The sequence below is a fragment of the Frankia sp. CpI1-P genome, assembly GCF_001421075.1.
GTDB classification, from domain to species: Bacteria; Actinomycetota; Actinomycetes; order Frankiales; family Frankiaceae; genus Frankia; species Frankia torreyi.
This window is the reverse complement of sequence record NZ_LJJX01000031.1, coordinates 1-12,639: the sequence shown is the minus strand read 5'-3', so window position 1 is coordinate 12,639 and position 12,639 is coordinate 1. Positions and strand designations below refer to the sequence as shown.

Sequence of the window (12,639 nt, the reverse complement as noted above, 5' to 3'; positions counted from 1 at the left end):
ATGCCACACTACCAGTCATACCTCGGCCCGAGTACCGGAACGGTTCACGAAACCGCAGGTACTGGGGGCGGGCCGAGGACGCGGTCGAGGTGGGCGTTGGCGAACAGGCCGGCCGGGTCGACCGCGTCGCGGACGGCCAGGAAGTCGTCGAAGCGGGGGTAGCGCTCGCGTAGCTGCGCCGCGGCCAGCGTGTGCAGGGTGCCCCAGTGAGGCCGCCCGCCGGCCGCCAGCATGATCTGTTCGGCGCGGCCGAAGTAGTTCTCGTGCGGGCCGCGACGGTCGGTGCGCACAGCGATGTAGGCGGTGTCGCGGCCGAAGGCGGGGGACAGTGGGATCTCGTCCGCGGCCGCGCAGCGGACCTCGACGGGGAAGGCGGTGCGCACCCCGGATCGGGTCACGGCGGCGGCGAGCTCGCCCATGGCGGCGGNGAGCTCGGCGCGGGGGACGGCGTACTCGATCTCCTTGTACCGGATCGCCGGGTGACCCACGATCGCCGGATGGCCCGAGGCGAACACCCGGTAGGAGAGGTCGAGTGACGGCCGACCGCCCGCTGGCAGAGCGCCGACGCGGGCGGCGAGCTGGGCGGCGGGGCGGTCCGCGGCTGGCAGCCGCCGGGCGGCGACCATCAGGGCTTCGAAGACGCCGCCGGACACCGGGCCGCCGGTCAGCCGGTCGTGTCGCCGGGGCGGCGGGGCCAGCTCGTCGTCGACCGGGCGACGGTCATCCCAGCGGACCAGCGCGGTCGAGGTGTGCGGGAACCAGGCGAAGCGGACGTGGTCGGCCTGCTCGACGAGCGCGCCGTAGCTGTCGAGCACCTCGGCCAGTGGCAGCCGGCTCTCCCGCACGTGCAGGGCGAACAACGGCACGGCCTGCAGCGTCACCGAGGTCACGACGCCGACGGCGCCGAGGCCGAGGCGGGCGGCCGCGAACAGCTCGGGGCGCTCCCCCCGCGAGCAGGTGACCACCTTGCCGTCGGCGAGCACCACCTCCAGCGCCCGTACCTGCGTGGACAGCCCGCCGTAGCGGGCGCCCGTGCCGTGGGTTCCCGTGGCGATCGCCCCGGCGATCGTCGCCTGCTCGCCATGGCCCTGGTTGGTCAGGGCCAGCCCGGCCTCGGCGAGCAGCCGATTCAGCCGGCGCAGGGTCATCCCGCCGCGCACCGTCACCAGCCCGCTGCCACCGTCGAGCGCGACCAGATCGGCGCAGCGGTCCAGGGCGATCTGCACGCCGCCGTCGTCCGGCCGGCCGATCGCGTTCATCGCGTGGCCGGTGCCGGTGGCCCGGACCCGCCGGCCGTCCCGCACGGCAGCGGTCACCACCGCCGACGCCTCCTCGGCGGTGCGGGGTCGAGCGAGCCGGACCGCCCGGGCGGTCTCGTTGCCCGCCCAGTTCCGCCACGCCGCGGGTTCACCGAGGGGCGAGCCCATGTGCACCTCCGTCCGGGGGCCGACGACCGGCGACGCGAGTGGGCGACCCACCGGCGCGGCCGGTCCCCATCGTGGACCGCCGAGCCGGCTTCCTGCCCGGCGGGTCCGTCCGACGGCCCGCGAGGGACCACGCCGCGCCCCCGTAACCAGCGGTGTACGGCGCGCCGTTGGTCCGCCATCCGTGTTCCCGACGTGTTCCCCGCGCCGCGGCCGAGGTGTGGCGAGCAGGCCGCCGATCATCCGGTGAGGTGAGATGCTTCACATGCGCGAGCGGGCCGGAGTCGCCGGCTCGCCGACGCGCCGGCGGAAGGCGACGTGGGAGATGGTGAGCGCAGCCGGCTACCGACCGACCGGGTTCAGCCTGGGCAGGCTCGCGGAGCTCGCCGTGGAACGCACCGGCGGCACCGAGGAACTGATCTTCGAGGGTCGGGTCGAGTCCGGCGCGGCCCGCTTCGTCCGATCCTGCCGGTTCAGCGCCGNCCTGCGCGGCGCGGGGCTGGTCGCCGGTGACCGGGTGGTCGTCCACATGGCCAACTGTCCGGAGGTCGCCGTCGCCTACCACGGGGTGTGGCGGGCCGGCGGGGTCGTGACGCCGACGCTGTTCCTGCTCGACGAGGCCGAGCTGCGTCACGTGCTGGTCGACAGCGGCGCCCGGTTCGTCGTCACGACCCCCGAGTTCCTGACCAAGGTCCGCGCGGTGGCGAGCGGCTGCCCGCAGGTGCGGGCACTGATCGTGGCGGACGATTCGCCTGGTGCTGGTGCTGGTGCTGGTGCTGGTGCTGGTGCTGATCTGGCCGGCCGGTCCGACCTGGCCGGGGCGGCCGGGGCGGGGCCGCCGGTACTGCGCTTCGCCGACCTCGCGGCGGGCGACGAAGGTCCCCTCGAACCGGCCGATCCGGATGCCATGGCCGCGCTGCTCTACACCGGCGGCACCACCGGGCGGGCGCGGGGGGTCGTGCTGTCCCACGACGCGCTGTCCGCCGGGGGCTTCGCGGCCTCGTCGGGGAACCTGGACGAGGAGCTCGCCGGCCTGCTGCCGCTGCCGCTGTCGCACATCTACGGCCTGACGATCAGCGTGATGACGCTGCATGCGCGCAAGCCTGGCCCCGCGGTCCTGATGCGCTGGTTCGACCCCCGCGGGTGGCTGGACCTGGTGGCCGAACACCGGGTCGCGGTCAGCGCGCTGGTGCCGTCCATGATCGGTCAGCTGCTCGCGGAGCCGTTGCACCTGGCCGACACGTCGTCGCTGCGCCGCGTCACCAGTGGCGGCGCGCCGCTGCCGAGGGAGATCGCGCTCGAGTGGCAGCGGCGCCTGCCCGGCGTCGAGCTGGTCGAGGGGTACGGCTGCACGGAGAGCGCGGGCGGCGTCACCATCACGCCGCCGGGCGCGGCGCGGCTGGGCAGCGTCGGTCTTCCCGCGTTCGGGGTCGAGGTGCGCGTCGAGCTGCCCGACGGCTCGGCGGCCGGCACCGGGCAGGACGGGGAGATCTGCCTGCGGGGCCCGATGGTGATGACGGGGTACTGGCAGGCGCCGCAGGCCACCGCCGAGGCGCTGCGTGGCGGCTGGCTGCATACCGGTGACGTGGGGCGCTGCGACGTCGACGGCTACCTGTACGTCGTCGATCGGATCAAGGACCTGATCATCCGGGGCGGGGTCAACGTCTACCCGCGTGACGTCGAGGACGGCCTGCTCGGTCATCCCGACGTCGCCGCGTGCGGGGTCGTCGGCCGGGCCGACCACCGCCACGGCGAGGAGGTGATCGCCTATGTGCAGCTCGTCGCCGGCGGCACGGTCTCCCCGGAGGAACTGGTGCGCTGGGGCCGGGCCCGGCTCGGACCCCTGCGCTACCCCCGTGAGGTGCACATCATCGAGTCGCTGCCGCTCACCAGCGTGCTCAAGACCGACCGCCGGGCCCTGCGGTCGCTGACCGCCGCCTCCTCGCCGTCCCAGCGCACCACGCCCGCCGACGGCACGCCCGCCGACGGCACGCCCGCCGACGGCACGCCCGCCGACGGGCCTCGGCGCGCTCAGAGTGTCGAGTGAACCCCGTGGCTCTGGATCGCGCCCCGGGCCAGGCTTAGCGCCGTCGGCGAGGCGATGTTGGCCGCGTCCATGAAACTGAACGCGAACAGGCCGTCCTGGCTGAGCTGGCGCACCGCGTCCCCGGCCAGCAACGCGTGCATGTCCGCCTCCCACGTCGCCTGCGACTCGGACTTGAAGTGGGCCAGCATGACCGGGCCGTACTGGCCGAGCGCCCGCGTCATGTCCCGCACGTCCGCGGCGTTCGAGTCGGTGCCCATCGCCTGGAAGCTCTCGAAGTCCGAGGCGCGCAGCACGTCCGCGAAATGGGTGATCAGCGATCGGCCGCCGCCGGCGACCGGATCGTCCCAGCGGCTCTGCCAACCGCCCCAGCCGAGTGACACCCGCGCGTTCGGCGCGCCGGAATGGAAGATGTCCAACGCCGCCAGGTACTGGTCCTGCAGCGTGAGGTAGTAGTTGGTGGTGTCCGGCGTGGTGGCCCACGCGTTCGGGTGGCACGGGTACGTCTGGAACTCGGTGAACAGCGTGACGTAGAGCGCGGGACCGTCCGCGGGACCGGAGAAGATCGAGGCGAGCTCGCGCGNGTCGTCGAGGAAGCCGCTCGACAGCGGGTACTCGCGTCCGCACGCCGGGCCGTGCGCCGTCTGGACGGTGCCGACCTCGCCGGTGCCGTCGAGCCAGACGATGAGGTGGATGCCGTGACCCGAACGGTAGACCTCGGGGATCAGATCGGCCTTCCACTTGCGCAGGAAGCTCAGATCGTTCGGCCCGTTGTACCAGGTGCTGAGGAAGTCCAGGTCAGGCGCGAGCGGGGAGGTGTGGGCGCTGTCGAGCCCGGGCCCCAACCCGAAGCGCAGCTTGCCCGCCGGGGTGGCCGGGACGGCCCTGGCCGCGGCGGTCAGCGGCCGGCGCGTCGGCTCGGCCCGTCCAAGCCGCCCGGCCGGGTCGCCTGCCTTCCTGTCGCCGACCACCGGGCTGGCCGAGGCGGCGCCGTCCCCGTCGACGGCGTTGCCCCCGCCGCGGCCGAGGAGGGGGAGCGCGATGGCGGTCGCGGCGAGCAGGGCGATAAGGGGAACCGTCAGATGTCGGAACCTCCGGCTACGCATTGATACATTCCTCCCGCGGCGATCATCCGGTAGGAGCAAAACTGTAGTCGGTCAAATACTTTTCGGAGTCGAATGTGCTCCGTGAGTCGGCCGGTACGGCAGACCTGTGTGGGCGAGCGGCGGTTCGCTGGGGCGGGCGTTTGTCGGTCGGTGTCGGAATGGTGGTGGTAGGTCGGCGAAGGTTGTCCCCTTCGTGGTCGTTCGAGGGTGGGGGCCCGTGGTGAGTGGGTACGCCCAGCGGCACCATGAGCCGTCGTGATCAGACAACCAGACTGCTGACTGCCTGGATCCGGGGGCGGCGCCGCTCTGCGCCCGCCGCCGGTGCCACCGAGGCACGGGCGCGGACGCCCTCCGAGTCGGGCCGGCGCCGGTCGCCGGCCACCGCCCCGCAGCCGGATGCTTCCCGCGAGCCGGCGGCGACCCNCCAGCCGAGCCTGCCGCCAGAACCGGGCATGTCGCTGGAAGCGGGAAGGCCGCTGGAAGCGGGAGGGTCGCAGGAGCCCGCGGTGGCCGGGCCGGGTGCCAGGCCGGGTGCCAGGGTTGACGACGAGCTGGGCGACCTGATCCGGCTGGTCGCCCAGGAGGGGTTCGGTTTCGCGGAGCTGCGGGACGGTCAGCTCGACGCCATGCGGGCCGTCGTCGAGGGCCGGGACACGCTGTGCGTGCTACCGACCGGCGGGGGCAAGTCGGCGGTCTACCAGATCCCGGCGCTGGTGCTGGCCGGCCCGACCATCGTGGTCTCGCCGTTGATCGCGTTGCAACGCGACCAGGTGCGCGGACTGACCGAGCGGCTGGCGGGCCTGCTGGGCGACGACGACCCGGCGGCGGCCGCGGCGAACTCGGACGCCGGGCGGGCGGCCCGGCAGGCCGCCTTCGACGCGGTCCGGCAGGGGCGCACCGAGTTCCTCTTTCTGGCGCCGGAGCAGTTGGCCCGCGACGACGTCCGGGCGGCGCTGCGCGAGGCGCGACCGTCCCTGTTCGTCGTGGACGAGGCCCATTGCATCGCGTCCTGGGGGCACGACTTCCGGCCCGACTACGGCCAGCTCGGGCAGGTCATCGAGGACCTCGGGCATCCGACGGTCGTGGCGCTGACGGCCACTGCGGCCCCGCCGGTGCGCCGGGAGATCCGCGAGCGGCTACGGCTGCGCGACCCGGTCGAGGTCGTGCGGGGGTTCGACCGGCCCGAGATCTTCCTGTCTGTGGTGTCGTTCACCGACGAGGAGGCCAAGCGGGCGAGCCTGATCGAACGCATCGCGGGGGAGGCCAAGCCGGCGCTGGTCTACGCGGCCACCCGGCGGGCCACCGAGGAGCTGGCCGACGAGCTCGCCGGCCTCGGGCTGACGGTGTATCCGTACCATGCCGGGCTGAAGGCCGCGCGCCGACGCGAGGTCGAGGCGGACTTCATGGCTGATCGGTGCGACGTGGTGGTCGCCACGACCGCGTTCGGCATGGGCATCGACAAACCCAACGTCCGCACCGTCATCCACGCCGAGGTGGCCGACTCCCTCGACTCCTACTACCAGGAGATCGGCCGTGCGGGGCGGGACGGTGAGCCCGCGGTGGCCTGCCTGTTCTACCGGCCGGAGGATCTCGGGCTGCGGCGCTTCTTCGCGTCCGGCCGGGTCGACGAGACTGCCTTACGACGCGTCGCGGTGCTGCTGGGGCACGCCGACGCACCGGTGACGGCGCGGGAGCTGGCCAAGGCGGCGGGGCTGCGGGACACCGCGCTGACCCGGCTGGTGGACCTGCTGGCCAGCGCGGATGTGGTGGCAGTGGGCGACGACGGGCGCATCGCCGCGCGGGCCGACGCCCCGGATCCGCAGGAGGCGGCGCGGCGCGCGCTCGGGGTGGCCGAGGCGCGGGTCGAGGTCGACCGTTCCCGTGTCGAGATGATGCGCGGCTATGCCGAGACCCGGGACTGCCGACGGGCGTTCCTGCTGGCCTACTTCGGTGAGACGACCGGCGGCCCGTGCGGGCGCTGCGACAACTGCCTGGCCGGCCTGCCGGCCCAGCGGCGGGTCGAACCCGCTGACGGCGAGGCGCCGTTCCCGGCCGGCGCCGCGGTGCGCCACGTCTCGTGGGGCCGGGGACAGGTCGTCAAGGAGGATGGCGATCGCATCACTGTGCTGTTCGACGACGTCGGCTACCGCACCCTGTCGGTGGGGGCGGTCCGGGAACGTCACCTGCTCGACCGGACGTGAAAGACCTGCGCCGCAGGGCATCCCCCCACCGAAGGGCCCGCACCTACAGGTACGACCGTCGTTACAGCATTTGCCCGGTCCATCCCGAGATGTCCGATGATGTCGTTTCCTGACATCGTCGCGTGCCGTGCGCTGGATCCAAGCACGGTGACGCGCCCGGCCAAGCAGGGAGGACCATGACCGCGCGAGCGGATCTTCAGATGAGCACCGCCCTGGTCACAGGGGCATCNTCAGGCATCGGCGCGGCCTTCGCGGAGGCGTATGCGGCCCGGGGTGCCAGACTCGTCCTGGTGGCGCCGGCGGAGCCCAGGCTGCGGGAGGTCGCGGAGCGGCTGGGCACCCGCTACGGGGTCGAGGTGCACGCCGTCCCCATCGACCTCGCCGAGGAGAGCGGCCCCGACCAGCTTGCCAAGGCGGTCGCCGAGATCGGCCTGGAGATCGACATCCTNGTCAACAACGCCGGCTTTGGGACCCGTGGGCCGTACCACGAGCTGTCCGCGGACCGGGACCACCGAGAGGTGATGCTGAACGTCGTGGCGGTGGAGCGGGTCGCGCACCTGTTCCTGCCGGCCATGGTGGCCCGGGGTTCCGGCACCATCATCAACGTGTCGTCGACCTCGGGCTTCCAGGCCGTCCCCTACATGGCGGTCTACGGGGCCTCCAAGGCCTTCGTCCTGTCGCTCTCCATCGGCCTGTGGGCCGAGTGCCGCTCCCGCGGGGTGCGCGTGCTCGCGCTGTGCCCGGGGCCGACCGACACCAACTTCTTCGAGGTCGTCGGCTCGCGGATGTCCGCCGGCGGCCGGTTGCGGACCACCGACGAGGTGGTGGCGGCGGCCTTCCGTGCCCTCGACCGGGGCCAGGCGTACGTCATCGACGGCCGGTTGAACTACCTGACGTCCAACGCCTCCCGGCTGCTGCCCCGCGGCCTGGTCGCGCGGATCACCGAGCGGGTGCTGCGGTCCGGGTCGCTGGCCGCGCTGCCGGGCGCGGCGCCCGTGAAGCGTCGCGCGGCCTGATCGGGCCACCCCCGCCGGCCGTTCCGTGCGATCCGATCGGACCACCCCGGCCGCCCACCGCCGTGAGGGTCCGCGGCGCGGCGCGGCCCTCCGGCGGCCGACGGAACCATCCCCCGATCGGGCGACCCCGCAGTGGCCCGGTCGGGGGGCGACCGGCGCCGGGCCGGCTGCCGCCGGGCCGGCTGCCGCCGAGCACCGCCGGCGGGCCCAGCCATGCGTGGGCGCGCCCGGTCAGGTGCGAGCGGCCCGGTCAGGTGCGAGCGGCCCGGTCACTGTGAGCGGGACGCTCCCACCGGGGCGAATGCCGGAGCGACCGGGTCGGCCGGGGTCAGCCCGCCGAGCTCGGCGACCAGCTCGTAGGAGCGGATCCGGTCGGCCAGCCGGTGGACGTTCGTGGTGATCATGATTTCGTCGGCGCCGGTCACGTCGAGCAGGGCGTCGATCCCGGCGCGGACGGTCGAGGGGGAGCCGACGATGTGCGACGCCGTCGCGTTCTCGGCCGCGGCCCGCTCCTGCGGGGTCCAGGAGTGCGCGGCGGCCTCCTCGGGGGAGGGGAAGACGCCGGGACGGCCGCCGCGTATCCGCAGCATCGCCAGCCGGACGGGCGCCGCGAGCCATTCGGCGCGCTCATCGTCCTCGGCGCAGACCACGGCGGTGGCCACGATCGCGTACGGATGCTCCCGGCCGGGCGAGGGGCGGAACGACCGGCGGTACAGATCGAGCGCCGGCACCGTGTTCGCCGAACTGAAATGGTGCGCGAAGGCGAACGGCAGGCCCAGCATCCCGGCCACCTGGGCGCTGTAGCCNCTGGACCCCAACAGCCAGATGGGCGGCGCCGGGGACTGCGGGAACGCGTGCACGCCGCGCATCGGATGGTCGGCGGCGAAGTCGCCGCCGGCGAGGAAGGTGGTCAGCTCGGCAAGCTGCTCGGGAAAGTCGTCGACGGCGAGCAGCCCGGCGGTGCGCCGCAGCGCCCGGGCGGTGGCGGGATCCGTGCCGGGGGCCCGGCCGATGCCCAGGTCGATCCGGCCGGGGAACAGGGCACCGAGCGTGCCGAACTGCTCGGCAACGGCCAGCGGAGCGTGGTTGGGCAGCATCACGCCNCCGGAACCCACCCGGATCGTGCTGGTGGCCGCGGCGACCTGGCCGATGAGGATCGACGTCGCCGAACTGGCGATGCCGGGCATGCCATGGTGCTCCGCCAACCAGTATCGGGTGAATCCGAGTCGTTCGGCGTGCCGGGCGAGGTCGAGCGACCCGCGGACCGCATCGGTGGGGGTCGTTCCGGTGCCGACCGGCACGAGGTCCAGCACGGACAGGGGGACGCTTCGGGTCGGTTTCACGACGTGGTGCAACGACGTGGCGGGGCCGCTGTCTTCCCCACCCGCCACGTCGGAGCCGGTTCCCGCCACGTCGGAGCCGGTTCCGGTCACGTCTCTGCCGGCCGCGGTCACGCCTCAGCCGCCCACGGTCTCCATGTAGTCCTCGGCGACCTCGTCGAGGGCGTCGCTGGGATGGCCGAGCGCCACGCGCACCCGGCGGCGCCCGACGAGCAGGAGGTCGAGCAGGAAGTCCGGCACCGGGGCCCGCTCGCAGCGGTGGTAGCCCATCGTGAACCAGGTGTGGGCGTCGTCGAGCAGGCTGACCGCCTCCAGGCTCTCGGCCACCGCCTCGTACACGCCCGGATCGGCCGACTTCGCCGCCTTGAGCTCCGCCCGCAGCGCGGCGGCCTCCTCGGCCTGCCCGTCGCGTAGCAGCCCGTCGTGCAGCCAGACACGGGGATCGACGGGGCAGGCGCTGCCGTCGGCCACGGCGGCACGGTAGCAGCGGATCGCCTCGCTCCAGTCGTGGGCGAGCCCGTACTGGCTGCCCGCGTCGACCAGCAGGGAGGCCCGGGTGATCGTCTCGCTGTGGGTGTCGGGCTGCTCGGCCAGCGTCTCCAGGGTGCCCGCCGCGCCACGGTGATCGCCGCTGCCCGCCGCGCTGAAGACGATCTCATCCACGTCGTCGTCCGAAAGCATGCCGCTCATTCTCCCTGCCCGGGGTCGTTCCCCGACGGACGGGCACCGGTGGCGTGGCTATGCCGGCCGCGCCCGAGAAGAAGGGGATGCCGGCCGCGCCCGAGGCGAAGGGGATGCCGGCCGCGCGCTCGGGGTGCCAGGGGGGGCCGGCGATCCGGATCCGGACGGGTCGGCCGGCCCGGATCGGGGAAGGAGGTGATCGATCGCCGCCACGGACCGCGAGCGGTCGCCGCAGGACTGACGGTTCGGTGGACACGAGGGGTTCGGCGGATACGAGGGGTTCGGCGGATACGGGCGGTTCGGCGGATGGGGTGTGGGTGGACGCGAAATCGGCGGGTCGGGATGAGCGGCCGGAGCTCCGGCCCGGGCGGGCGGTGGGCGTGCAGGCGGATGCGGTCGGCGGGGCGGATGCGGTCGGCGGGGCGGGGGTGGCCTTCGTCCTCGGCGGGGGCGGCATTCTCGGCGCGAGCGAGGTCGGCATGCTCGCCGCCCTGTTCGACGCCGGCATCCTGCCCGACCTGGTGGTCGGCACCTCCGTCGGTGCGATCAACGGGGCCGCGGTGGCGGCCGAACCCGCGCCCGCGACGATCGACCGGCTGACCGACCTGTGGTCGCAGCTCGGCATCTCCGACGTGTTCGCGGGGGGCCCGGCCCGGCGGCTGGCCACCGTCGTCCAACACGGCCACCTGCACTCCAACGCCCCGCTGCGCGCGCTGCTGCGCACGCACCTGCCGGCCGAGCCGATCGAGGACCTGCCGGTGCGGTTCCAGTGCGTCGCGGCGAGCATCGAACGGGCCGCCGCGCACTGGTTCGACCGCGGACCGCTCGTCGAGGCGGTGCTGGCCTCCTGTGCGGTCCCGGCGCTGCTGCCGCCGGTGCGCATCGGCGAGGAGCACTTCATCGACGGCGGGATCGTCGACAGCAACCCGGTCGGGCGGGCGGTGGAGCTCGGGGCCCACACCGTCTTCGTCCTGCACGTCGGCCGGATCGAACGGCCGCTGCGGCCGCCGCGCTGGCCGTGGGAGGCCGGTCTGNTCGCCTTCNAGATCGCCCGCCGGCGCGGCTTCACCGAGGCGATGGCCCGGCTGCCCAGCGGTGTCGCCGTCCACGTGCTGCCGGTCGGGGAGCGCGGAGCTCCGCTGGTGCCGCTGCGCTACCGCTCCACCTCGGGCCTGAACCGGCGCATCCAACAGGCCCGGCAGGCCACCGCGGCCTACCTCGACCTCACCGCTGGCGGCCGCACCCGGCCGCTGGACGTGTCCTGACGTGGAGGGTTGACGCCGTGGGTGTTCCACCGTGGGCGATCCGCCGCTTCCTGGTCGACCCGTTGTTCGTGCCGCTGGCGGCGGCGCTGGCCCTGATCGGGGTGGCCGTCGCCGCGCTCGGCCTGCTGGGCGCGCCGGTCGACCGCCGGCTGCGGGTGCCGCGCGCAGCCCTGCTCGTCGCGATCTACCTGACCGCCGAGGCGGTGCTGATCGTCGCCATGTTCGGGCTGTGGCTGGCCCGGCCGGCCCTCGGCGGGCGCTGGGAGGCCGCCCACCTGTGGCTGCTGCGCCGCACGCTCGCCGTGCTGGTCGCGTCCGCCCGGCGGCTCGTCGGGCTGCGTCTGGAGGTCACCGAGCCGCCCGCGGGGACGGTCGACGCCGGCTCGGGGCCCGTCCTCGTGCTGAGCCGGCACGCCGGGCCGGGGGACTCGTTCGTGCTCATCCACCTGCTGCTCAACCGCTACCACCGGATCCCGCGGGTGGTGCTGATCAACCGGCTCCAGCTCGATCCGGCGATCGACATCCTGCTCGGCCGGCTCGGCGCCTGCTTCCTGCGCAACGACGGGTCGGACGACCACGCCGCCGCCCGGATCGGCGAGCTCGCACGCGGCCTGGGCGCCGGCGAGGCACTCGTGATCTTTCCGGAGGGTGCGAACTTCACGCCGTCGCGCCGGCGTCGGCTGATCGCCCGGTTGCGGGCGCGCGGCCAGTGGGACCGGGCGGCGGTCGCCGAGGACCTCGACGCCGTCCTGCCGCCGCGGCCGGCCGGGGTGCTCGCGGCGCTCGCCACCGGCCGGATCGCCGCCACGATGATCGTCGCGCATGCCGGTCTGGACGAGTTCAGCGCGCCCGGCGAGGTCTGGCGGGCGTTGCCGTTCGTGGCGCCGCTGATGGTGCGCTGGTGGTGGGTGCCGGCAGCGGAGATCCCGGGTCCCGAACGGGCCCGGCGGCAGTGGCTGACGATGCACTGGGCAGTGGTGAATGCCTGGATCGGCGCTCAGCGCGCCGTCGGCAACGGCGTCGACGGGGGCGGCGCCGGCGCCGTTGCCGTTGCCGCCGTTGCCGACGCGAGTCAGCCATCGGAGGGCGACCCGCCGTCGCCGACAGGCCCGGTCAACCCCGTGGTGTAGATGGCCCCTTCCAGGGGGCTCGGTCGTCCCTGGGCAGGAGGGCGAGGTCGGAATCCGAGTCCGACGGGCGCTGCCCGGGCTCGCGGAGTGCGGGTTGGTTCCCGTGTCGTCTCCGCTCACAGCGTACGAACATGTGTTCGACATCCGGGGTGTGTTGTTCTACCGTCGACCCATGGTTTTCGACGACGACCTCGGGGACGGCCCTGACCCGCCNGCCCGCCTCGCGACGATCTCCCGCCACCTCGACGGGCTGCTGGNCGCGCAGGCCTGGCAGCTGTCGGACGGGGAACTGGCAGGACTGATCGAGGGGATGTGCCGGCTGACCGGCCGGGTCGCCGCGGCGCGGGGCCTGCTGTTCGTGGAAGCCCAGGACCGTGGGTTCGCCGTCCGCCACGGCGCCACCGATCTCGCCGGCTGGCTACGGGACCGGCT

Annotated in this window: 8 protein-coding genes and 7 pseudogenes; 8 read left to right on the top strand and 7 right to left on the bottom strand. The window is 74.1% G+C overall.

Annotation, left to right across the window (positions count from 1 at the left end):
• Window positions 1-44 precede the first annotated feature (44 nt).
• Window positions 45-427: pseudogene (locus tag FF86_RS52780) on the bottom strand (D-arabinono-1,4-lactone oxidase); the annotation flags it as partial.
• A gap of 1 nt (window position 428) precedes the next feature.
• The coding region (locus tag FF86_RS19655; RefSeq protein ID WP_242419101.1) for an FAD-binding protein at window positions 429-1,427 on the bottom strand (999 nt) is incomplete at its 3' end.
• Between the two features lie 253 nt (window positions 1,428-1,680).
• On the opposite strand from FF86_RS19655, the pseudogene FF86_RS52775 reads away from it, so the two are divergent.
• Window positions 1,681-1,906, top strand: a pseudogene (locus tag FF86_RS52775) (acyl-CoA synthetase); the annotation flags it as partial.
• Window position 1,907: 1 nt separating this feature from the next.
• Window positions 1,908-3,471: class I adenylate-forming enzyme family protein (locus FF86_RS19650; RefSeq protein ID WP_242419100.1), on the top strand; the 1,564-nt coding region annotated here is incomplete at its 5' end.
• Window positions 3,472-4,052: 581 nt separating this feature from the next.
• Here FF86_RS19650 and FF86_RS52770 read toward each other — a convergent pair.
• Window positions 4,053-4,574, bottom strand: a pseudogene (locus FF86_RS52770) (hypothetical protein); the annotation flags it as partial.
• Window positions 4,575-4,998: 424 nt separating this feature from the next.
• Between FF86_RS52770 and FF86_RS19640 the strand changes: the two are divergent.
• The 3 genes and pseudogenes from FF86_RS19640 to FF86_RS19635 form a co-directional block, all read left to right on the top strand.
• Window positions 4,999-6,775, top strand: a 1,777-nt coding sequence (locus tag FF86_RS19640) for a RecQ family ATP-dependent DNA helicase (protein WP_396229954.1), incomplete at its 5' end; no start/stop codon positions are given.
• Window positions 6,776-7,005: 230 nt separating this feature from the next.
• Window positions 7,006-7,223: pseudogene (locus FF86_RS52765) on the top strand (SDR family NAD(P)-dependent oxidoreductase); the annotation flags it as partial.
• A 1-nt stretch (window position 7,224) separates the two neighbouring features.
• Window positions 7,225-7,791, top strand: a 567-nt coding sequence (locus FF86_RS19635; protein ID WP_242419099.1) for an SDR family oxidoreductase, incomplete at its 5' end; no start/stop codon positions are given.
• 269 nt (window positions 7,792-8,060) lie between these two features.
• Here the strand turns inward: FF86_RS19635 and FF86_RS52760 are convergent.
• From FF86_RS52760 to FF86_RS19625, 4 genes and pseudogenes are all read right to left on the bottom strand, one after another.
• A pseudogene (locus FF86_RS52760) lies at window positions 8,061-8,597 on the bottom strand (alkanal monooxygenase); the annotation flags it as partial.
• 1 nt (window position 8,598) lies between these two features.
• Window positions 8,599-8,894, bottom strand: a pseudogene (locus FF86_RS52755) (LLM class flavin-dependent oxidoreductase); the annotation flags it as partial.
• A gap of 1 nt (window position 8,895) precedes the next feature.
• A partial coding sequence (locus FF86_RS52750) for an LLM class flavin-dependent oxidoreductase (protein WP_242419122.1) occupies window positions 8,896-9,134 on the bottom strand: 239 nt, incomplete at its 3' end.
• 114 nt (window positions 9,135-9,248) lie between these two features.
• The gene (locus FF86_RS19625) at window positions 9,249-9,812 is read right to left on the bottom strand and encodes a hypothetical protein (RefSeq protein WP_055408278.1); all 564 of its coding nucleotides are present in this window, start codon (window positions 9,810-9,812) and stop codon (window positions 9,249-9,251) included.
• Window positions 9,813-10,240: 428 nt separating this feature from the next.
• Here FF86_RS19625 and FF86_RS19620 point away from each other — a divergent pair.
• The 3 genes and pseudogenes from FF86_RS19620 to FF86_RS19615 form a co-directional block, all read left to right on the top strand.
• The coding region (locus tag FF86_RS19620; RefSeq protein ID WP_242419121.1) for a patatin-like phospholipase family protein at window positions 10,241-10,846 on the top strand (606 nt) is incomplete at its 3' end.
• A gap of 10 nt (window positions 10,847-10,856) precedes the next feature.
• Window positions 10,857-11,077: pseudogene (locus FF86_RS52740) on the top strand (patatin-like phospholipase family protein); the annotation flags it as partial.
• A 17-nt stretch (window positions 11,078-11,094) separates the two neighbouring features.
• Window positions 11,095-12,207: a 1-acyl-sn-glycerol-3-phosphate acyltransferase gene (locus FF86_RS19615; RefSeq protein ID WP_044886313.1), complete on the top strand. Its 1,113-nt coding sequence runs from the start codon at window positions 11,095-11,097 to the stop codon at window positions 12,205-12,207.
• Window positions 12,208-12,639 lie beyond the last annotated feature (432 nt).

What these genes read in the sequence shown, in the direction of transcription:
- FF86_RS19625 (WP_055408278.1), bottom strand. Translation starts at nt 9,812, where the DNA reads ATGCTTTCGGACGACGACGTGGATGAGATCGTCTTCAGCGCGGCGGGC.